Origin of the sequence: Aeromonas sp. SrichE-2G (assembly GCF_017939565.1) — a bacterium.
Classification (GTDB): Bacteria; Pseudomonadota; Gammaproteobacteria; order Enterobacterales; family Aeromonadaceae; genus Aeromonas; species Aeromonas taiwanensis.
Genome location: NZ_JAGKRG010000008.1, coordinates 85,629 through 106,557 on the forward strand (window position 1 = coordinate 85,629; position 20,929 = coordinate 106,557).

A 20,929-nucleotide genomic window follows, 5' to 3' on the forward strand; every position below is an offset into this window, starting at 1 on the left:
GCTAGACCGGTGACTTCAACTTGCGGCTGCGCAGCAGCAGGGGAAGCTGGTAGAGCACCAGGGCGCCGAGCACCAGGCCCACGCCGGCCAGCTTGGCGCCGCCCAGCGGCTCGTCATAGAAGAGGGTGCTGAGGATCAGGGTCCAGACCGGTTCGAGCAGCATCAACAGGGCGGCGTGGGCCGTAGTCATCCCACTCAGGGCATGGGTCAGCAGCCAGTAGCGCAAGGTGGTGGCGATCAGGACGCTGGCGGCAAACCAGCCCCAGATGCCGTGGCTGATGTCGGCGGGCCACTGCTCGGTCAGCAGGGAGAGCAGGGTGCCGAGCAGCCCGGTCACCGCCAGCTGGATGCAGGTGAGCCAGGTGGGGGGAATGGACTGGGCGAAGTGACGGTGCACCGCGAGCTGGACCCCCAGGGTGGCGGCTGCCGCCAGAAACCAGAACAGGGAGAGCGACACGCCCCAGTGGGTGCTGCTGGAGAGCAGCAGCAGGCCGGCGACGGCGAGCGGCAGGGTGAGCCAGTAGTGGCGGCCGGGTCTGGCCTTGAAGGCAGCCCAGGCAGCGAGCGGCGCCATCAGGGTGGCCACGCTCATGATGAAGGCGCCGCTGCCGAGCGCATCGCTCTGGCTGATGGCGGTGACCCAGAACAGCAGGCTGGCCCCGAGCAGGGTGCCGCACCCGGCGGCGCGCAGCAGCTGCGAGCGGCTGGGAGGCGGCTCCCGCAACCAGGCGAGCGGCAAGAGCAGCAGGGCGGCCAGCAGGAAGCGGCTGCCGATAAAGGCGGCGGTGGGCAATTCGCGGATAGCCTCTTTCGAGAAGAGCCAGCCAGCGGCGGCCAGCAGGGTGACCAGTATCATCAGCAGCAGGGGAACGCGGTTCATCAGGGCATCGCAGGGTGAAGACAGAGGGCAGAGCATAAAGGAAAGAGGGCCGGATTGTCTCCGGTGGATTGTTCAGGGGGGTGCCCCAGAGCCAGGCTGCGGCAGAGAGGCGGGCGGCCACCGGGCCGCCCGCTCAGTCGTTCTCCAGGCTGGCGAGGCAGTGGGACAGGGTGCGGGCCAGCGCCCCCTGGTTGCGCAGCACCACGGCGCGAGCCTGCTCACCCATCTCCCGGCGAGCGCCGGCATCGCCGAGCAGCCGGCTCACCGCTTCGCCAAGGTCATCGGCATCCGCCACCACGGCGGCGCCCCCCTGGGCCACCAGCTGGCGGGTGATGTCGCTGAAGTTGAAGTAGGCGGGGCCAGTCAGGCAGGGCTTGCCGAGCGCCGCCGGCTCCAGCAGGTTGTGGCCGCCGATCTTCACCAGACTGCCGCCGACGAAGGCCAGATCCGCCGCCGCCAGCATCAGCGGCAGCTCGCCCATGGTGTCACCCAGGTAGATCTTGTCGCTCTCGCCGACCGCACGGCCCGCCGTGCGCCGCACGCAACCGTAGGGGGTGCACAGCTCGGCCACCCGATCGAAGCGCTCGGGGTGGCGGGGCACCAGGATCAGCAGGGCGGAGGGATGGACCTTGAGCACCCTATCGAAGGCGGCCAGCACCTGTTCGTCCTCTCCCTGATGGGTGCTGGCGGCGATCCAGACAGGCCGGGCCTCTCCAAGCTGCTGGCGCAGGGCGCGGCCCCTGGCCTGCACCTCGTCGCCAAACTGGATGTCGAACTTGATGGAGCCGGTCACTGCCAGCCGGCTGCGGTCTATCCCCAGGCGATGGAAGCGATCCGCGTCGTCCTGATGCTGGCAGAGCAGGTGGGTCAGAGGCCGGCTCAGGGCATCGAAGGCCCCCTGGAAACGGGCATAGCGCTGGCAGGAGCGCTCAGAGAGGCGGGCGTTGAGGATGGTCACCGGCAGGTGGCGCGCCTCGCAAGCCGCCAGCCAGTTCGGCCAGAGCTCGGTCTCCATCACCCAGAGGGCACGGGGCTTGAAGGTGTTCAGAAACGCCGAAACGGCCCAGGGGTAATCCAGGGGCGCATAGCGATGCACCACCAGATCCCCGAGCTTGGCCGCCTGTTCGGCACCGGTACGGGTGGTGGTGGTGAGCAGGATGGGCAGCTCGGGCAGCTCGGCCTTGAGGGCGCGAATGAAGGGGGTGATGGCCAGGGTCTCCCCCACGCTCACCGCATGGATCCATAGCGGGGCCTCCTGCCCCGTGGCGGGCACCCGCCCCAGGTGCTCGGCCCAGCGCGTCCCGAAGCCGGGCTTGCCCTTCTTCGGTCTGTAAAGCGCCAGCAGTGCCAGGGGCAAGCCCAGATGGATCAACAGGTTGTAGAGCAGCCGGTAGATCATCTTATTGGCCTGCGCTCTCGTCACCCGTCCCAGCCACCGGCTGGCGCGCGATGAGCAGATCCGCCGACGCCCCCCGCTCCAGCCGGTTGCCTGCCTCGATGACCTGCTCGGGCATCAGATCGATCAGGCACTTGAGGTGGCCGAACTTGCAGGTGCGCTTGAAGCAGGGGCGGCACTCGATGTCGGTGTGGACGATCTCGACCCTGTCCGCCAGCGGCGGCGTGTAGAGGGGCGAGGTGGAGCCATAGACGCCGATCAGCGGCCGGTTGAGGGCGGCCGCCACGTGCATCAGGCCCGAGTCGTTGGCGATGACCCGGCCAGCCAGCGCCATCAGATCGATCGCCTCGTGCAGGCTGGTCTTGCCCGCCAGCACGTGGCAGTTGGGGCGCGACAGGGGGTTGATGCGCTCGCGGATGGTGTTCGCCACCGCCGCATCCTTGCCGGAGCCGAAGATCCACACCTGCCAGCCCTCGTCGAGGTGCTTCTGTGCCACCACGGCGTAGTGCCCCTCGGGCCAGCGCTTGGCCGGACCGAACTCGGCTCCCGGGCAGAGCACCAGCACGGGGCGGGCGCGATTCAGACCGAGCCGATCCAGCGCCTTGCCCTGGTTGACGAGGTCCACGTGCAGGGAGGGATGGGGAATCGCGGGAATGTCGGCCCGGCTCTTCATCTGCCCCTTGGGGTAGGCCAGCGCCAGATACCCTTCCACCATCAGCGGGAAGGCCTTCTTGTTGCTGCGCATGTCGTTGAGCAGGCCGAAGCGATGCTCCCCCTTCCAGCCGGTACGCACCGGGATCCGGGCAAACCAGGGGATGAGCGCCGACTTCATGGAGTTGGGCTGAATGATGGCCTGATCGTACTTCTCTGCGGCCAGCTGCTTGCCGAGCCGGCGGCGTTCCCCCAGCTTGAAGTCGCCATGGCCGAGCGGCATGGGGATGGCCTTGTCCACCTCGGGCATGCGCTCCAGCAGGGCCACGCACCAGGCCGGTGCCATCACATGCAGCTCGCTGCCGGGGTGGTTGCTCTTGAGCGCCTTGTAGAGGCTCTGGGACATCACCATGTCGCCGACCCAGGAGGGGCCGATCACCAATATCTTCATCGCGCGTCTTCTCTCGGGACTGGCCCGGCTGTTGATCGTTACTGGGCGAGATTATGCCCCAAGAAAGGCCGAAGAAATAACAGAAGATCCCCGCCAGCCCTGCAAAGGGGCCTCATATCCGGGATCGCATGCCCCACCACGTGGCAGATGGGTCGGTCAGCGACCTCGCGTCAGGCGAATGCCTGCCGCCACCCCTTCCTGCGGGCCTGGGAACCGGGACAAAGCTGGCAGCGAGCCCATGCCCCGGGCAAGGTTTTAGGCTAGAATGGGCGCCAATCCGAGCATGACCCGCCCGCCGGGTGCCAACAAGAGTCCCTCGCCTGTGAAAAAACCGACCCTGGCGGCCGTCCTGATCGTCAAGAATGAAGCCGACAACCTGCGTGCCTGCCTCGCCTCTCTCGAGGATCTGGTGGACGAGATCGTCATCCTCGACTCCGGCAGTCAGGATGACACCCCTGCCATCGCCGCCGAGTTCGGCGCCCGCTTCTTCGTCAACACCGCCTGGCCCGGCTTCGGCCGCCAGCGCCGTCTGGCCCAGTCCCATGTCCAGTCGGAATGGGTGCTCTGGCTGGATGCGGACGAGCGGCTCACCCCGGCGTTGCGAAGCGCCATCGCCGACGTCATGGCCAACCCGGGCCAGGACACCATCTACTCCATCCCGCGCCTCTCCTGGGTATTCGGCCGCTTCATCCGCCACAGCGGCTGGTATCCGGATCGGGTACTGCGCCTCTATCCCAAGGCGCTGACCGGTTACAACGAAGCGCTCGTGCACGAGAAGGTGGAAGTGCGCGCCAACATGCAGATCGTCAACCTGCACGGTGACCTGCTCCACTTCACCTACCGGGATCTGGAGCACTACCTGGTCAAATCCGCCGGTTACGCCAGGGCCTGGGCCGATCAGCGTACCGCCCGCGGCAAGAAGGGCTCTCTGGGCCAGGGACTGGTGCACGCCGTCGGTTGCTTCCTCAAGATGTACCTGCTCAAGGCCGGCTTCCTCGACGGCAAGCAGGGCCTCCTGCTGGCCATACTGTCGGCCCACTCCACCTTCGTGAAGTACGCCGACCTCTGGATCCGCCAGCAGCCCCGGACACCGGACCAGGCGGGCAAGTAGCCCGTCAGATAATCCCGATGACGAAACAGGGCCCATCGCGGGCCCTGTTTTTATTGCTCGGTTTTTCCCTGCCAGAACGGCGGCGCCCAGCGGGCGATCGCCGCCGCCATGGCCTTGGGATCGAGCTGGCTCATGTCTTCCGGGTGATCGCTGTCTTCCGGCGGGCTGAACGCCAGATGGCGTCCTTCACCGTTGAGCGGGCGCCAGCGCAGGGGCGTCGCCGAGCGGTGCGCCGGGAAGAAGCCGACGGTCGGCACGTCCAGCGCCGCGGCGATGTGCAGCGGCCCCGTGCTGCCCGCCACGAACAGGGCGGCGTTGGCCATCACCTGGCAGAACTTCGGCAAGCCCTCGTCGGAGCGGTAGATCCAGCCGTTGCCGCCGTGGGCCAGCAGCTCGGCCGCCAGCTGTTCCGCCTTGCCCTCCTCCCCCGGCCCCGCCGTCAGCACGCACTGCAACTCCGGACAGGCCTGGTTGAGCTTGATGATGAGGCGTGAATACTGCTCGATGGAGAGGTTGTTGGCCGAGCCACCGCTGCCGGCGTGCACCATCAGCCAGGGGCGGTCGGCATCCAGCTTCAGGCGGGTGGCGACCTGCTCGCGCACCTGTTGCAGGCTGGCGGGGTCGAAGTCGAGGTAGGGGCCCTGCGGCTCCACTGCCGCCTGATGCTGGTCGGCGAGGAAACGGCGCACCAGATCCAGGTTATATTCGTACTCCGGCTTCTGGGAGCGGGAGCGCCGCTGCACCAGGCGATGGTTGTAGAGCACCTGGGCCAGCTTGGTGGCGGGGGCCAACCGGTAGGGAATGTGCGCCTTCCACACCAGCTTGGCGTTGCGGGTGTTGGAGAAGAGGCAGATGGAGGCATCGAAGGCGGCCGCCTTGATGCGCGCCAGCAGGGCGCGTTGCTGTTCCTTGTCGGCCCGGGCCCCCGGGTCCAGGATGATCTCGTCGATCCAGGGGCAGAGGCGGGCCAGCGGCGCCGTGTAGGCGGGAACCAGGGCAGTCACATGACACTCCATGGAACGCTTGAGCATGGCAAAACTCGGCCAGGCCAGCATGAAGTCACCAATCTTGTCATTGCGGACTACCAGAATACGTTTCATAAAAAATCCCTTTGCTCCCAGTCACCCACGACGGAAGCTTGATGCGCGATGCGGGTATTCTTGCCTGATGCAGGGCGATTCTCAAGCGATGACGCCGAAGGCCCCCGATTTGTGGGCAAGACGCGGGGACTCGCGCCAAAAATCCGCGCCAACGCGGTCGCGCCCAACCCGCAACACCCCCTATAATGCGACCAATTTTCCGGCTTCAGGAAGTCAGCAGCATGACCAACAAGGTAATCTACCCCGGCACCTTCGACCCCATCACCAACGGCCACACCGACCTCATAGGCCGGGCCGCCAGGCTGTTTGACGAGGTGGTGGTCGGGGTGGCCAACAGCCCGAGCAAACGGCCGCTGTTCGATCTGGCGGAGCGTGTCCAGCTGGCCCGGCAGGTGACGGCTCACCTGCCCAACGTCAAGGTGGTGGGCTTCTCCGGCCTGCTGGTGGATTTTGCCAGGGAGCAGCAGGCCAACGTGCTGATCCGGGGCCTGCGCGCCGTCTCCGACTTCGAGTACGAATTCCAGCTCGCCAACATGAACCGCCGCCTGATGCCGACCCTGGAGAGCGTCTTCCTCACCCCGGCGGAAGAGAACTCCTTCATCTCCTCCACCCTGGTGAAAGAGGTGGCGCTGCACGGCGGCGACATTCACCAGTTTGTCGACCCCCTGGTGGCCCAGGCCATCGCCGCCAAGCAGGGCAAATAACCCCCTCGCGGGATCTGGCAGCCCTCTCACGGGCCAGCCAGTTGCCCTTGTTGCGCGTCAGCGCTGGCAGTGGGAGCAGAATACTGTGGTGCGCTGGCCCATCTTCACCTCGCTCAGCAGGGTCTGGCAGTGGAAGCAGGGCTGGCCGCCCCGACCATAGACCTGCAGCTGCTGGACGAAATAGCCCGGCTTGCCGTCGGCGCTGGTGAAATCCTTGAGGGTGGTGCCCCCCTGCCGAATGGCCTCGGCCAGCACCCACTTGATCTCGCTCACCAGGTTGCCCAGCCGCTCGGCGCTGATGTTGCCCGCCGCCCGCTTGGGGTGAATGCCGGCGGCATAGAGCGCCTCGTTGGCGTAGATGTTGCCCACCCCGACCACCACATGGTTGTCCATCAGGAACAGCTTGATGGCGGTGCTGCGCCCCTTGGCCCGCTCCCGCAGATAATCGGCGCTGAAGGCGTCGGTGAGCGGCTCAGGCCCCAGCTTGGCGAGCAGGGCGTGCGCCTCGGCCGGTTCACGGGTCCACAGCAGGGCACCGAAGCGGCGCGGATCGTTGAGCCGCAGCAGTTTGCCGTTGGCCAGCTCGATGTCCACGTGATCGTGCTTCTCTGCCGGGGTGCCGATGTCCAGCACCCGCAGGCTGCCTGACATCCCCAGATGCAGGATGGCGGTGCCGAAGTCGGTCTCCAGCAGCAGGTACTTGGCGCGGCGGCGGACCCGGTGAATGACGAGATCCACCAGCTCCTGGATTTCGCCAGGCACGGGCCAGCGCAACCGGCCGTCCCTCACCACCACGCGGGTCACCTTGATGCCGGTGAGCCAGGGCGAGATCCCCAGGCGGCTGACTTCAACTTCCGGTAATTCAGGCATAGACGGGCCTCTCGCTCAGGACGTGGTTAGGGGGTGGGGCGCATCAGATCGCGATATTGCGCCTGACTCAGGCTGAGCCAGGTCGAGGGGGGCAGCAGGGCGCCAAATTTGCCGTCGTCCTGATAGAGCCCCACTTCGACGGGATCGCTCTGGCCGGCGATCCAGATCTTGAGGGTGACCGGCGCGCCGCGCACGGCCTCCCCCGGCGGTAACAGCCAGCCCTGCCACGCCTCGATGCGGGCGGCCAGCTGGGCGCTGTCGAGCCCCAGATCCGGCCCGCTGCGCCACCCCTGGCCGATGCGCTCTATCTGCCAGCTCGGTCCCTGCCAGGTCAACACCACGGCATCCGCCGGCAACAGGGGGCGTGGTCGCTGGGCGCTGTTTTCCTGCTGCACCTGCTCGAGCCGGTGCAGCAGGGTAATGACGATCAGCACGCCCACGATGATCACGTTGTTCCAGCCTTTGCGGCTCAATTTAAACATGGCAAGCCTCCCTTCCAACCGGCAGTGTACTGAATTCCGACCATAAAAAAACCCGGCACAAGGCCGGGTTTTTGCAGCAAAACCAAGTGATTACTTGATTTTGCCTTCTTTGTAGATCACATGCTGACGAATCACGGGATCAAATTTCTTGATCTCCATTTTTTCGGGCATGGTGCGCTTGTTCTTGGTAGTGGTATAGAAGTGACCAGTACCGGCGCTGGAGTTCAGGCGAATCTTATCGCGAATACCTTTAGCCATGATCTAATTCCTTATACCTTAACGCCGCTGGCACGCAGTTCAGCCAGAACCACTTCAACGCCGCGCTTGTCGATGATACGCATGCCTTTTGCGGATACGCGCAGGCTCACGAAGCGTTTTTCACTCTCAACCCAGAAACGGTGAGTGTGCAGGTTCGGCAGGAAACGACGCTTGGTAGCGTTGTTAGCGTGCGAACGGTTGTTACCAACTGCCGGGCGCTTGCCGGTTACTTGGCATACTCTAGACATGTCAGTCTCTCCAAATCTTACTTCATTGCTCGAGCAAATATCTGCCCCGCTGGCCTTCGATTGCGGGGCAAACAGAAGGCGGCATTTTATACAGCATCCGTGATCAAAGATCAACTAATACAGTGCCAGAGCCCAGTCTATAGCCAACCACGCTCTGCAAAAGAAACCGTGATGCCGTCACCGATCACCAGGTGATCCAGCACTCTGATATCGACCAGGGCCAGGGCGGCCAGGATCCGATCCGTGATCTGGCGGTCGGCCCGACTGGGCTCGGCCACGCCGGACGGGTGATTATGCGCCAGAATCACGGCGGCTGCATTATGTTTGAGCGCGATCTGCACGATTTCCCTTGGCCAGACGCTCGCAGCGTCCAGCGTACCGTAAAAAAGTTCGACGAACTGGATGACCCTGTGCTGGTTATCGAGCAGCAGCAGCGCAAAAACTTCCCGCGGCCGATCCCGCAACTGGGCCTGCAGATAGGCCCGGGTGAGCCCGGGCGAGGTGAGCGCCTCCCCCCGTTGCAGCTGCTCGGCCAGATGGCGCCGCCCCATCTCCAGCACCGCCTGCAATTGGGCATATTTGGCCGGCCCGAGGCCATGCGCTTCGCAGAAGGTCTGCTGTTCGGCCCCGAGCAACGCCCGCAGGGAGCCAAACTGGCTGAGCAGCTGGCGGGAGAGATCCACTGCACTCAACCCGCTCACCCCGGTGCGCAGGAAGATGGCCAGCAGTTCAGCATCGGAGAGCACCGTCGCTCCGCGGCGCAGCAACTTTTCCCGTGGGCGCTCCTCTTCAGGCCACTCCTTGATGCTCATTTGTCTCTCCGCGTCGACCTATTGAGAGAAAACATAGCAAAGAATCCCGCGAGCCCGACCACAACTCCCCCATGTCAGCCTCTGTCGCCACCCACCGGCTGTGCTATCTTAGCCGACCAGTCAGATTGAGCCGGAAGAGATACAGCAGATGAGATTGGCCGATAAACGTATCCTGTTGGGTGTCAGCGGTGGCATCGCCGCCTACAAGAGTGCCGAGCTGGTGCGCCGCCTGAAAGATCAGGGGGCCGATGTGCGCGTGGTGATGACACGCTCCGCCAAGGAGTTCATCACGCCGCTGACCCTGCAGGCCGTCTCCGGATACCCGGTCTCGGACAGCCTGCTGGATCCGGCCGCCGAGGCGGGCATGGGCCACATCGAGCTGGCCAAATGGGCCGATCTGGTGCTGATCGCCCCCGCCAGCGCCAACCTGATGGCCCGCATGGCCGCCGGCATGGCGGATGAACTGCTCACCACCCTCTGTCTGGCCACCCCGGCCCCGGTCGCCCTGGCACCGGCCATGAACCAGCAGATGTATCTGAACGCCGCCACCCAGGCCAACCTCAAGACCCTGGCCAGCCGCGGCATTCAGCTCTGGGGGCCGGACTCCGGCAGCCAGGCCTGCGGCGACGTGGGTCCCGGCCGGATGCTGGATCCCCTCGACCTGGTAGAACGCTGCTGCCAGCAGCTCGCCGCCGAGCCCCTGCTGGCAGGCGTCAGGTTGCTGCTCACCGCGGGACCGACCCGCGAGGCGCTGGATCCGGTGCGCTACATCAGCAACCACAGCTCCGGCAAGATGGGCTATGCCATCGCCCGCGCCGCCCGCGAGGCGGGCGCCGAAGTGACCCTGGTGAGCGGCCCCGTCAGCCTGCCAACGCCCCTGGGGGTGGAGCGGGTCGATGTGGAGAGCGCCCAGCAGATGCACCAGGCGGTGATGAGCCGGGTTGGTGAGTGCGATCTCTTCATCGGCTGCGCCGCCGTGGCCGACTATCGTCCCGAGCAAGTAGCCAGCCAGAAGATCAAGAAGACCGGCGACAACGACCAGATGGCGCTGACCCTGGTCAAGAATCCCGACATCATCGCCGATGTGGGGGCCAGGTCAGACAAACCCTTCACCGTCGGATTTGCCGCCGAAACCGTGGATGTGGAACAATACGCCCTCGACAAATTACGACGTAAGCGGCTGGACATGATCGCCGCCAACGATGTGTCCCGTGTGGGCCAGGGTTTCAATGCCGATGACAACGCCCTGACCGTCTTCTGGCAAGGGGGTCAAGCCGCGCTGCCCCTGGCCGATAAGCTGACGCTGGCTCGTCATCTTGTCGCCCTGATTGCACGCCACTATCGACCTTGAGCCCGCTCCCGGGCCCATTGAACATGCCGGGTGCCCCACAGGCACCCGCTGAACCACCCGATCGCCCGGCGATCCAATTGAAAAATATTCATGACGACACAAATTGAACTGAAAATTCTGGATGCCCGCATCGGCACCGACTTCCCGCTGCCCGCCTACGCCACGCCCGGCTCCGCCGGCATGGATTTGCGCGCCCTGCTGGATGCCCCGCTGACCCTGGCACCGGGAGAAACCACGCTAGTGCCGACTGGGCTGGCCATCCACATCCAGGATCCGGGTCTGTGCGCCACCATCCTGCCCCGCTCCGGCCTTGGCCATAAGCACGGCATCGTACTGGGCAACCTGGTCGGTCTGATCGATTCCGATTACCAGGGTCAGCTGATGGTCTCGGTGTGGAATCGCGGCAACGACAGCTTCACCATGCAGCCCGGTGAGCGCATCGCCCAGCTGGTGATCCTGCCGGTGGTTCAGGCCAGCTTCCAACTGGTCGATGAGTTCAATCAGAGTGAACGGGGTGAAGGCGGGTTTGGTTCTTCTGGTCGCCAATAACAAGACCACACAGCCCCCTGGGCTCGTGCCAAATAACAGAATCAAGCCATTGTTTTTTTAGGGGAATCCATGGCAAGCAGTAACCAGAAACAGAGTCGGCGCGATCAGATCCTGCAGGCACTCGCCCACATGCTGGAAACCAGTCCGGGCCAGCGCATCACCACGGCTCGCCTGGCGGCCGAGGTGGGTGTGTCAGAGGCGGCCCTCTACCGGCATTTTCCCAGCAAGGCGAGGATGTTCGAGGGGCTGATCGACTTCATCGAGGATTCCCTGCTGTCACGGGTCAACCTGATCATGGCCGAAGAGAAGGACACCATGGCCCGCTGCCACCACATACTGCAGCTGCTGCTGGTATTCGCCGAGCGCAACCCCGGCATAACCCGCATCCTCAACGGCGATGCCCTGCTGGGGGAGCACGATCGGCTGCGGGATCGCATCAGTGTCCTTTTCGACAAGCTGGAGACCCAGCTCAAGCAGGCGCTGCGGGAGAAGCGCCTGCGGGAAGGCCAGGGCTTCCAGCTCGACGAGACCATGCTGGCCAACCTGCTGCTGGCCTATGCAGAGGGCCGGATCAGCCAGTTCGTCCGTTCCGAGTTCAAGCTCAAGCCCACCGCCGGCTTCGAGGACCAGTGGCAGTTCATGCGCAGCCAGCTGTTGCAAAGCTGATACCGAAGGGCGGATCAACCAGCACGTCCGCTCCGAGTTCACGCTCAAGCCCACCGCCGGCGTCGAGGACCAGTGGCAATTCATGCGCAGTCAACTGTTGCGGAATTGAGACAACCGGACCCGAAAAGGGCGAGTACACAGGGAGGCCTTGGCCTCCCTTGTTTTTTATGGCAGCGTGCCATGACGGGAAATAAGCACCAGATGCGACCCAGACTGTCGCGTTCCGGTGTTAGATTCATGCCCCATCCACCTTCAAACCAACAGGATATCCTATGGAACCCGAGATCATTACCGAAGCGCAAACCTGGCTGGTCAACAACCAGGGGCTGATCATCGAGTATGCGGTCAACATCACCGCTGCCCTGCTCACCCTGCTGGTCGGTTACATCGCCGCCAACCTGCTCAGTGGTGGTGCCGTCAAGGTGATGCAGAGCCGCAAGCTCGATACCACCATCACCGAGTTCGTCGGCAGCATCCTCAAGTACACCATTCTGGTGTTCGTGGTGATCGCCGCCCTGGGCCGGGTTGGTGTGCAAACCGCCTCCTTCGTGGCCATCATAGGTGCCGCCGGCCTGGCCATCGGCCTGGCGTTGCAGGGGTCGCTCTCCAACTTCGCGGCCGGCTTCCTGCTCATCATCTTCCGCCCCATCAAGGCGGGGGAATTCATCGAAGTGGCCGGCACCAACGGCGTGGTTCAGGCGGTGCAGCTGTTCACCACCACCCTCACCTCAGGTGACAACAAGATGGTGGTCGTACCGAACTCCGCCATCCTCAACGGCACCATAGTCAACTACTCACGCATGGATACCCGTCGCGTCGACATGACCTTCGGCATCGGTTACAACTCAGACCTGCGCAAGGCCAAGCAGATCCTCGAGCGCCTGGTGAGCGAAGAGCCGCGCATCCTCAAAGATCCGGCCGCCACCATCGCCGTCGCCGCGCTGGCCGATTCCTCGGTCAATATCGTGGTGCGTCCCTGGGTCAAGACCGGCGACTACTGGGGTGTCTGGTTCGACTTCCACGAGAAGGTGAAACTGACCTTCGACGCCGAAGGCATCGAGATCCCCTTCCCTCAGATGGTCATGCACATGCAAAAAACGCAGGCCTGATCCCCTGAATGCGACAATGCCAGCCCCCGGGCTGGCATTGTCGTTTCTGGGCCCCGGTCACCCGGGCCGGCCTCCTTTGCCTCGTCACTGTGCTCAGCCGAACTCAGGCCAGCCGTCTGGCCAACCGGTTGAGCAGCGGCTGTATCAGCACATAGCCCCCCAGCACGGCCCCCATGACCGCCAGCACCCGCATCTCGAGCGTCGGTGCGGCCGTCGTCAATGCCAGGGTCAGCAGGCCGATGAGACCGGTGGCGATCAGGCTCAGGGCAAACAGGGACAGTACGCGTTTCATGTCGATCTCCTCGTTCCAATAACCTGGCCATCCCTGGGAGAATCGTCCATCTGGTCGGATAATAACCGGCTCCGGACGGAGCAAATTTGCGTTTGCGCATAAAATCGACGGAAAGATGTATTGCCAGGCGTCATTCGAGGGGATGGGCACAGTGTCTCTCCGGCCCCCGGCTGAAAACCCTTTCACCCGTGCAAGCCAGGCCAAGCATGCGCCAACGCAAGATCCTGCGGCCACGGGTGGCTCATAATCGCCGCGTTTTGGTTGTAAACTCCTTCGGTGCAGACAATTGGTAAAGCTCTGTTACACGGGCTGAACGCAGCGCCCGGTATAATGCTCGAATAAGAAGGTTTGGCGGGAGCCTTGCCTGCAAGGTTCAAACACAACTTGGCATTTCAGGAATCCTATGAAAAACATCAATCCGACCCGGACCCAGGCCTGGCAGGCACTGGAAGCCCATTTTGCAGCTAACAAGGAGAGCCGTCTCAAGGATCTGTTCGCACAGGATCCCCAACGTTTCGACAAGTTCTCCCTCACCTTCGGTGGCGACATCCTGGTCGACTACTCCAAGAACCTGATCACCGAAGAGACCCTCAAGCTGCTGGTCAACCTGGCCAACGAAACCGACCTGCGCAGCGCCATCGATGCCATGTTCAACGGCGACAAGATCAACATGACCGAAGGGCGCGCCGTGCTGCACACCGCCCTGCGCAACCGTTCCGATCGCCCCATCGAGGTGGACGGCAAGGATGTGATGCCGGAAGTCAACGCCGTGCTGGTCAAGATGAAGGGCTTCTGCGAGAAGGTCATCTCCGGTGAGTGGAAGGGCTATACCGGCAAACCGATCCAGCACGTCGTCAACATCGGCATCGGCGGCTCCGATCTGGGCCCCGTCATGATCACCGAGGCCCTGCGCCCCTACAAGAATCACCTGGAGATGCACTTCGTCTCCAACGTCGACGGCACCCACATCGCCGAGACCCTGAAGAAGATCGATCCGGAAACCACCCTGTTCCTGGTGGCCTCCAAGACCTTCACCACTCAGGAGACCATGACCAACGCCCTGACCGCCCGCGACTGGTTCCTCGGCCACGCCGGCGACAAGGCTCACGTGGCCAAGCACTTCGCCGCCCTGTCGACCAACGGCAAGGCCGTGGCCGAGTTCGGCATCGACACCGCCAACATGTTCGAGTTCTGGGACTGGGTCGGCGGCCGCTACTCCTCCTGGTCCGCCATCGGCATGCCCATCGCCCTCTCCCTCGGCTTCGAGCACTTCGAGGCCCTGCTGCAAGGCGCCTTCGAGATGGACATGCACTTTGCCACTGCCGCCTATGAGCAGAACGTGCCCGTGCTGCTGGCCCTGATCGGCCTGTGGTACAACAACTTCTACGGCGCCGAGTCCGAAGCCATCCTGCCCTACGACCAGTACATGCACCGCTTCCCTGCCTACTTCCAGCAGGGCAACATGGAGTCCAACGGCAAGTACGTGGACCGCGACGGCAACAAGGTCGACTACCAGACCGGCCCCATCATCTGGGGTGAGCCGGGTACCAACGGCCAGCACGCCTTCTACCAGCTGATCCACCAGGGCACCAAGCTGATCCCCTGCGACTTCCTGGCCCCGGCCATCAGCCACAACCCCATCGGTGACCACCATCCGAAACTGCTGGCGAACTTCTTCGCCCAGACCGAGGCCCTGGCCTTCGGCAAGAGCAAGGAGGCCGTGGAGGCCGAGTTCCTGGCCGCCGGCAAGACGCTCGACCAAGTTAAAGAGCTGGTGCCGTTCAAGGTGTTCGAAGGCAACCGCCCGACCAACAGCATCCTGTTCAAGAGCCTGACCCCGAAGACCCTCGGCTCCCTGATCGCCATGTACGAGCACAAGATCTTCGTGCAGGGCGCGATCTGGAACATCTTCAGCTTCGATCAGTGGGGTGTGGAGCTGGGCAAGCAGCTGGCCAACAAGATCCTGCCGGAGCTGGGCAACGACGAGGCGGTCACCAGCCACGACTGCTCCACCAACGGCCTGATCAACACCTGGAAAGCCTGGAAGGCCTGATCGTTCACGCCCTCCGCAATGCAAAAGCCCCGCTCGATGAGCGGGGCTTTTTTGTTGGCTTCAATCGGTCTGCTTGCATCATCCGGACGACTGGCCAGGTGTCTAAGCCGGCCAGTAACGAGGATCGTCATCCCCGCCCCTTCTGATGCTGCGCAGCGAAGGCTTAGCCGCCGACGGCGATGCGCTTCATGTCCTTCATGTAGCCGCGCAGGGTCTGGCCGATCTTCTCGATCGGGTGGTTGCGGGTCGCCTCGTTGGCAGCCAGCAGGGCCAGGTTGTCCACGGCCTTGCTCTCAGCGCGGGCGCTGCCCAGATCCCCGGCCTGCAGAGTCGGCATGAAGTGCTCGCGCAGCAGCGGCACGGCGGCGTTGGCGAACAGGTAGTTGCCGTATTCGGCGGTGTCGGAGATGACCACGTTCATCTCGTACAGACGCTTGCGGGCAACGGTGTTGGCGATCAACGGCAGCTCGTGCAGAGACTCGTAGTAGGCGGACTCTTCATAGATGCCGGAAGCCACCATGGTCTCGAACGCCAGCTCGACACCCGCCTTGACCATGGCCACCATGACCACGCCGTTGTCGAAGTACTCCTGCTCGGCGATCTTGCCGGCATAGGCAGGGGCGTTTTCGAAGGCGGACTTGCCTGTTTCTTCGCGCCAGCCGAACAGCTTGGCGTCATCTTCGGCCCAGTCGGCCATCATGCCGCGGGAGAACTCGCCGGCGATGATGTCATCCATATGCTTCTCGAACAGCGGACGCATCAGGGTGCGTAATTGCTCGGACAGCTCGAAGGCACGCAGCTTGGCCGGGTTGGAGAGACGGTCCATCATCAGGCTGATGCCGCCCTGCTTCAGGGCCTCGGTGATGGTCTCCCAGCCGAACTGGATCAGCTTGCCGGCGTAGGCCGGATCGGTGCCCTCGGCAACAAGCTTGTCGTAGCAGAGCAGGGAACCGGCCTGCAGCATGCCGCAGAGGATGGTCTGCTCGCCCATCAGGTCGGATTTCACTTCCGCGACGAAGGAGGATTCCAGCACGCCGGCACGATCGCCGCCGGTGGCAGAAGCCCACGCCTTGGCGATGGCCATGCCCTCGCCCTGGGGATCGTTCTCCGGGTGAACGGCGATCAGGGTCGGTACACCGAAGCCGCGCTTGTACTCTTCACGCACCTCGGTACCCGGGCACTTGGGAGCGACCATGACGACGGTGATGTCGGAGCGGATCTGCTGACCCTCTTCCACCACGTTGAAGCCGTGGGAGTAACCCAGTGCGGCGCCCTGCTTCATCAGCGGCATCACGGTCTTCACCACGTCGGAGTGCTGCTTGTCCGGAGTCAGGTTCAGTACCAGATCGGCGGTCGGGATCAGATCTTCATAGGTACCGACCACGAAGCCGTTGTCGGTGGCCTTCTGCCAGGAGGCACGCTTCTCAGTGATGGCGGCCTTGCGCAGGGCGTAGGAGATGTCCAGCCCGGAGTCGCGCATGTTCAGGCCCTGGTTCAGGCCCTGGGCGCCACAGCCCACAATCACCACCTTCTTGCCCTTGAGCGCCGCACAACCGTCAGCGAACTCTTCGCGCTGCATGAAACGACACTTGCCCAGCTGGGCCAACTGCTGGCGCAGGTTCAGGGTGTTGAAATAATTAGCCATGGTGATTGCTCCGTTCGATTGATTCCATGCCGGGTAACGGCGTTGTCCAAACCACTATAGCGCGGGACACTTATTGCCTGAACTGATATATTCGAAACAGTACGTTGCAGTAATTGAAATGTGACGCCCCGCCATTTCCCACCCCAGGATAGCCCCATTTCGAGCGCGAACCCGGGCAGGATACGGGCGGTACTGACGACTCGGCGCCGTGCGCCCCCCAGGAATAGATAGATGGACCTTCGCAATCTCGAGCTGTTTCTCCACCTCGCCGACTCCCTCCACTTCGGCAAAAGCGCCGACGCCATGGCGGTCAGTCCCTCTACCCTGAGCCGCGCCATCCAGCGGCTGGAGCAGGAGACCGGCTGCGTGCTGTTCGAGCGGGACAATCGCTCGGTACGGCTCACCCCGGCGGGGGAGAAGCTGCGAGAGTTTGGAGGAGCCCTGTTGCAGGAGTGGCGCCAGCTCAAGCAGGAACTCAAGCGCAGCGACGAACCGCTGCAGGGGCGGCTAAGGGTATTCTGCTCGGTCACCGCCAGCTACTTCCTGCTGCCCGAGGTGCTGGAGCGCTTTCGCCGCCGCTACCCCCAGCTGGAGATCAAGCTGGAGACCGGCGACCCGGCCCTCGCGGTGGACAAGATCCTGACGGACGAGGCCGACCTCGCCATCGCCGCGCGGCCGGATGCCCTCTCCTCCAAGCTGGAATTTGCCAGCCTGCAGCAGGTGCCGCTGGTCTTCATCGCCCCACGCAACGCCCCCCAGCAGAGTCAGTGGTTCCAGCAGGGCGAGCCGGACTGGGAACGGCTGCCCCTCATCCTCTCCGAGCAGGGGCTGGCCCGAAAGCGCTGTGACCAGTGGTTTCGCAACAAGGGGATAGCCCCCAACCTCTATGCCGAGGTAGCGGGCAATGAGGGCATCGTCGCCATGGTGGCACTCGGTTTCGGCGTTGGCGTGGTCCCCGCCGCCGTGATCGATCACAGCCCCATGGGGGACAAGGTGCGCATCGTCGAGCCCAAACCGGCGCTCAAGCCGTTCGACGTCGGCATCGCCGTGCTCAAGAAGCGGCTGGAAGAGCCGCTAATCCGCGCCTTCTGGGATACGGCGCGCGGCCAGGGCGGCACGCGCTGACTCTGCGACGGGGTGCCGTGACTGCCGACGCGCCATTATCAAGTGTCAAATGTATCAGTATGAAAGCGGGAGAGAAGGGGGGAGACTGGCCGGCCCAAGCAGCCATCATCAGGGAATAGCACATGAGCCAGCATCTTGTCGAAATCCAAAGCGCCATCCTTTTCGCAGAATATCTGCAGAGTCTGGGGATACAACGCCATGAACTCGATCGGGAGCAGGAGATCTACCTGCAGGACCGGCACCTCGCCACGGTGCAATGCATCCAGGGAGAGTTGCGATTTTATCTGCGCGCCAATGCCCTCGCCCGATCGTGATCCGCAACCGGTCACAGAACGAACGCGCAAAGCGTATTAGACTGGCACCATCCGTCACCCTCGACCCGGGGGTCGTCCTCAGGAGTGCCCATGAAACAAAGCGGCCTGGATCGGCTCTTCAAACCCCACTCTATCGCCGTCATCGGTGCCTCCGGCGATCCGCAAAAAGCCGGGCATGTGGTCATCAGACACCTGCTTGCGGGCCAGTTCCAGGGCCCCATACTGCCGGTTGCCCCCCACAGCCAGTCCGTCGCCGGGGTACTCGCCTATCCTGATGTCGAGAGTCTCCCCCTCTCCCCCGATCTCGCCATCGTCTGCACCCGGCGCGAACGGGTGCTGCCACTCATCGAGGAGCTCGGCAAGAAGGGGACGGGGGCGGCCATCATCCTGGCCGCCCAGTTCTCCGGTGACGAGCGCCAACGGCTCAGAGCGCTGTGCCGGCAGTACGGTATCCGTTTGCTCGGCCCCAACAGCATGGGCATGCTGCTGCCGGGCCAGGGCATCAATGCCAGCTTCTCCCCCATCGCCGCCACCCCGGGGCAGGTGGCGTTTCTCTCCCAGTCGGCGGCGGTCAGCACCACCATCCTCGACTGGGCCAAGCAGCGCGAGATAGGCTTCTCGGCCTTCATCTCCCTGGGGGATCACTGCGACATCGACTTCGGCCAGCTGCTGGATCAGCTCTCCCGCGACGGGACGACCCGCGCCATTCTGATCTACATGGACAAGCTGCACGATGCCCGCCACTTTCTCTCCGCCGCCCGCGCCGCCTCGCGCAACAAGCCTATCCTGGTCCTCAAGAGCGGGCGGCACGACCCGGCCAATGGCCTCGACAACGTCTATGATGCCGCCATCCGCCGGGCCGGCATGCTGCGCGTCCGGGATACCCACGAACTGTTCGCCACCGTCGAGACCCTCAGCCACTCCTTGACCCTCAAGGGGGAGCGGCTCGCCATCCTCTCCAACGGACGGGGCCTGGCCAACATGGCCGCCGATGTGCTGCTGGCGCGCGGGGGCAAGCTGGCGATGCCACCGCTCGACATCGGCAGCGATGCCGATATCGAGTCCTACAAGAGTGCGCTGGAAGCCTTGCTGCAGGGGGAGGCTGCCGATGCCATCCTGCTGATCCACGCCCCCTCCCTCACCGCCCGTGGTGCGACCCTCGCCAGCAGCCTGATCGACTTCATCAGGCAGCATCCCCGTGCTCGTCGCTTCAACATCCTCACCAACTGGGCGGGGGAATACTCCGCCCAGGAGGGACGTCGCCTGTTCAACGAGGCGGGGATCCCCACCTATCGCACCCCGGAGAGCGCCGTCACCGCCTTCATGCACATGGTGGAATATCGCCGCAACCAGAAGCAGCTGATGGAAACCCCGGCCTCCCTGCACGGGGACCGGCTCGATATCGAACGCTGTCAGCAGCTGCTCCAGCAGGCGCTGGACCGCCAGCAGCGGGTGCTGGATACCCACCTGGTCCAACCCATCATGCAGGCCGCCGGACTTTCCACTCTGGCGACCTGGATCGTCACCGATTCTATCGAAGCCGCCCTGACGGCAGAGCAGATCGGTTACCCGGTGGCGGTGAAGCTGCGCTCACCCGACATCGCTCACAAGTCAGAAGTGCACGGCGTCATGCTGAATCTACGCACCTCGGCGGAGGTGGCTCAGGCGGCGGATGCCATCCTGGACAGGGTACGTCAGCACGACCCGGGTGCCCGCATCGAAGGCCTGCTGGTACAGCGTATGGCGCGCCGCAGCGGCGGACTGGAGCTGCGGATCAGGTTGCAGCAGGATCCCGTCTTCGGACCCGTCATCCTGCTTGGCGAATCCGGCGCCGAGCCTCACGAGATGGTCGCGGCCCTCCCGCCCCTCAACCAGGCGCTGGCGCGCTACCAGATCATCGGAGCCCTCAAGGACGACAAGATCCGCGAGCAGGCCAGTCCAATACGGCTCGATATCGACGCTCTCGGCCAGGTGCTGTGCCAGCTCTCCGAGCTGCTGCTGGCCTTCCCCGAGATACAAGAGCTGGACCTGCATCCGCTGCAGGCCTGTGGCGATGAGATGGTGATCCTTGATGCCCGTCTCGTCCTGATGGAGAGAGGGCAACAGATGCTGCCGCTCGCTATCCGCCCCTATCCGACCGAGCTGGAAGAGGGCGCCTGGCTCAAGGACAAGAGTCATGTGCTGCTGCGCCCGATCCGACCGGAGGATGAACCTGCCCACAAGCAATTTGTCCTCAAGGTATCGGATGAAGACAGGTACAAGCGCTTCTTCGCCGATGTGGGGGAGCTAGGGCACGAAGAGCTGGCCCGCATGACCCAGATCGATTACGACCGGGAGATGGCCTTTGTCGCCGTGGGACAGGATGGGGAACTAGAAGATCAGATTTTAGGGGTGGTTCGCGCCATTTCGACGCCGGATCTGAGCGATGCCGAGTTTGCCATTCTGGTACGGTCCGATCTGAAGGGGTTGGGGCTTGGCAAACTGATGATGGAGAAGATTGTGCGTTATGCCAGGGAGCGCGGCATTGGCCAGCTGTCGGGCATGACCATGCCCAGCAACCGCGGCATGATCAACCTGGCCAAACGGCTTGGTTTCAAGATCGATATCCAGCTGGAAGATGGGGTAGTCAACATGGAGCTGCCCTGTGCGGAGCGAATAGAGAGGGAATAGCACGGGAAAGTGTGCTGAAATGACTGAATTTCAGGTAATAAAAAAGCCCGCTCAGATGAGCGGGCTTCTTCAATTGGGTGCCTGGCAGTGTCCTACTCTCGCATGGCGAATGCCACACTACCATCGGCGCTACAGCGTTTCACTTCTGAGTTCGGCATGGGGTCAGGTGGTTCCACTGCGCTATTGCCGCCA

General features: G+C 63.7%; 21 protein-coding genes and 1 rRNA gene. 10 read left to right on the top strand and 12 right to left on the bottom strand.

Going from position 1 to position 20,929, the window contains the following annotated elements; all coding sequences use genetic code 11:
* Position 1 precedes the first annotated feature (1 nt).
* The 3 genes from J9885_RS12485 to waaF all read right to left on the bottom strand — a co-directional run bounded on the left by J9885_RS12485 (position 2) and on the right by waaF (position 3,378).
* Positions 2–880 carry a DMT family transporter gene (locus tag J9885_RS12485; protein ID WP_210549643.1) on the bottom strand — a complete coding sequence of 293 codons (879 nt, stop codon included), beginning with the start codon at positions 878–880 and terminating at the stop codon, positions 2–4.
* Between the two features lie 133 nt (positions 881–1,013).
* A complete protein-coding gene (waaA, locus tag J9885_RS12490) occupies positions 1,014–2,279 on the bottom strand; it encodes a lipid IV(A) 3-deoxy-D-manno-octulosonic acid transferase (RefSeq protein WP_210549644.1) in 1,266 nt (421 codons plus the stop codon).
* A gap of 1 nt (position 2,280) precedes the next feature.
* On the bottom strand, positions 2,281–3,378 hold the full coding sequence (gene waaF, locus J9885_RS12495; RefSeq protein WP_210549645.1) for a lipopolysaccharide heptosyltransferase II: 1,098 nt from the start codon (positions 3,376–3,378) through the stop codon (positions 2,281–2,283).
* 322 nt (positions 3,379–3,700) lie between these two features.
* Here waaF and J9885_RS12500 point away from each other — a divergent pair, with 322 nt between their 5' ends.
* Positions 3,701–4,489, top strand: coding sequence for a glycosyltransferase family 2 protein (locus tag J9885_RS12500; RefSeq protein WP_043764136.1), 789 nt, complete (start codon positions 3,701–3,703; stop codon positions 4,487–4,489).
* Between the two features lie 50 nt (positions 4,490–4,539).
* Here J9885_RS12500 and J9885_RS12505 read toward each other — a convergent pair whose 3' ends face one another.
* Positions 4,540–5,589, bottom strand: coding sequence for a glycosyltransferase family 9 protein (locus J9885_RS12505; RefSeq protein WP_210549646.1), 1,050 nt, complete (start codon positions 5,587–5,589; stop codon positions 4,540–4,542).
* A gap of 221 nt (positions 5,590–5,810) precedes the next feature.
* On the opposite strand from J9885_RS12505, the gene coaD reads away from it, so the two are divergent.
* Positions 5,811–6,293, top strand: coding sequence for a pantetheine-phosphate adenylyltransferase (coaD, locus tag J9885_RS12510; RefSeq protein ID WP_210549647.1), 483 nt, complete (start codon positions 5,811–5,813; stop codon positions 6,291–6,293).
* A gap of 57 nt (positions 6,294–6,350) precedes the next feature.
* On the opposite strand, the gene mutM is transcribed toward coaD, so the two are convergent.
* The 5 genes from mutM to radC all read right to left on the bottom strand — a co-directional run bounded on the left by mutM (position 6,351) and on the right by radC (position 8,963).
* Positions 6,351–7,163: a bifunctional DNA-formamidopyrimidine glycosylase/DNA-(apurinic or apyrimidinic site) lyase gene (mutM, locus tag J9885_RS12515; RefSeq protein WP_210549648.1), complete on the bottom strand. Its 813-nt coding sequence runs from the start codon at positions 7,161–7,163 to the stop codon at positions 6,351–6,353.
* 26 nt (positions 7,164–7,189) lie between these two features.
* Positions 7,190–7,645, bottom strand: coding sequence for a hypothetical protein (locus J9885_RS12520; protein ID WP_210549649.1), 456 nt, complete (start codon positions 7,643–7,645; stop codon positions 7,190–7,192).
* Between the two features lie 90 nt (positions 7,646–7,735).
* Entirely contained in the window at positions 7,736–7,903 is a 168-nt protein-coding gene (gene rpmG, locus J9885_RS12525) for a 50S ribosomal protein L33 (RefSeq protein ID WP_005323752.1), read from the bottom strand.
* A gap of 11 nt (positions 7,904–7,914) precedes the next feature.
* Positions 7,915–8,151: a 50S ribosomal protein L28 gene (gene rpmB / locus J9885_RS12530; protein ID WP_005307492.1), complete on the bottom strand. Its 237-nt coding sequence runs from the start codon at positions 8,149–8,151 to the stop codon at positions 7,915–7,917.
* Positions 8,152–8,288: 137 nt separating this feature from the next.
* Positions 8,289–8,963 (bottom strand): DNA repair protein RadC, encoded by a 675-nt coding sequence (radC, locus tag J9885_RS12535; RefSeq protein WP_134694205.1) that lies wholly within the window; start codon positions 8,961–8,963, stop codon positions 8,289–8,291.
* Positions 8,964–9,111: 148 nt separating this feature from the next.
* Between radC and coaBC the strand changes: the two genes are divergently transcribed.
* The 4 genes from coaBC to J9885_RS12555 all read left to right on the top strand — a co-directional run bounded on the left by coaBC (position 9,112) and on the right by J9885_RS12555 (position 12,638).
* Positions 9,112–10,314 (top strand): bifunctional phosphopantothenoylcysteine decarboxylase/phosphopantothenate--cysteine ligase CoaBC, encoded by a 1,203-nt coding sequence (gene coaBC, locus J9885_RS12540; protein ID WP_210549650.1) that lies wholly within the window; start codon positions 9,112–9,114, stop codon positions 10,312–10,314.
* A gap of 90 nt (positions 10,315–10,404) precedes the next feature.
* Positions 10,405–10,863, top strand: coding sequence for a dUTP diphosphatase (gene dut, locus J9885_RS12545; protein WP_210549651.1), 459 nt, complete (start codon positions 10,405–10,407; stop codon positions 10,861–10,863).
* Positions 10,864–10,932: 69 nt separating this feature from the next.
* Positions 10,933–11,529, top strand: coding sequence for a nucleoid occlusion factor SlmA (gene slmA, locus J9885_RS12550; RefSeq protein ID WP_043764131.1), 597 nt, complete (start codon positions 10,933–10,935; stop codon positions 11,527–11,529).
* Positions 11,530–11,801: 272 nt separating this feature from the next.
* Positions 11,802–12,638 carry a mechanosensitive ion channel domain-containing protein gene (locus J9885_RS12555; protein WP_134694203.1) on the top strand — a complete coding sequence of 279 codons (837 nt, stop codon included), beginning with the start codon at positions 11,802–11,804 and terminating at the stop codon, positions 12,636–12,638.
* Between the two features lie 103 nt (positions 12,639–12,741).
* Here the strand turns inward: J9885_RS12555 and J9885_RS12560 are convergent, their stop codons facing one another.
* On the bottom strand, positions 12,742–12,930 hold the full coding sequence (locus J9885_RS12560) for a holin (protein ID WP_210549652.1): 189 nt from the start codon (positions 12,928–12,930) through the stop codon (positions 12,742–12,744).
* A gap of 403 nt (positions 12,931–13,333) precedes the next feature.
* Between J9885_RS12560 and pgi the strand changes: the two genes are divergently transcribed.
* Positions 13,334–14,983 (top strand): glucose-6-phosphate isomerase, encoded by a 1,650-nt coding sequence (pgi, locus tag J9885_RS12565; RefSeq protein ID WP_210549653.1) that lies wholly within the window; start codon positions 13,334–13,336, stop codon positions 14,981–14,983.
* Positions 14,984–15,146: 163 nt separating this feature from the next.
* Here the strand turns inward: pgi and ilvC are convergent, their stop codons facing one another.
* Positions 15,147–16,628, bottom strand: a complete 1,482-nt coding sequence (gene ilvC / locus J9885_RS12570) for a ketol-acid reductoisomerase (RefSeq protein WP_043764265.1) — start codon at positions 16,626–16,628, stop codon at positions 15,147–15,149.
* Positions 16,629–16,859: 231 nt separating this feature from the next.
* Here ilvC and ilvY point away from each other — a divergent pair, with 231 nt between their 5' ends.
* The 3 genes from ilvY to J9885_RS12585 all read left to right on the top strand — a co-directional run bounded on the left by ilvY (position 16,860) and on the right by J9885_RS12585 (position 20,737).
* Positions 16,860–17,753 (top strand): HTH-type transcriptional activator IlvY, encoded by an 894-nt coding sequence (ilvY, locus tag J9885_RS12575; protein ID WP_210549654.1) that lies wholly within the window; start codon positions 16,860–16,862, stop codon positions 17,751–17,753.
* 122 nt (positions 17,754–17,875) lie between these two features.
* The gene (locus tag J9885_RS12580) at positions 17,876–18,067 is read left to right on the top strand and encodes a hypothetical protein (protein ID WP_210549655.1); all 192 of its coding nucleotides are present in this window, start codon (positions 17,876–17,878) and stop codon (positions 18,065–18,067) included.
* Between the two features lie 90 nt (positions 18,068–18,157).
* On the top strand, positions 18,158–20,737 hold the full coding sequence (locus tag J9885_RS12585; protein ID WP_210549656.1) for a bifunctional acetate--CoA ligase family protein/GNAT family N-acetyltransferase: 2,580 nt from the start codon (positions 18,158–18,160) through the stop codon (positions 20,735–20,737).
* Positions 20,738–20,816: 79 nt separating this feature from the next.
* On the opposite strand, the gene rrf is transcribed toward J9885_RS12585, so the two are convergent.
* A 5S ribosomal RNA gene (gene rrf / locus J9885_RS12590) occupies positions 20,817–20,929 on the bottom strand; the annotation flags it as partial.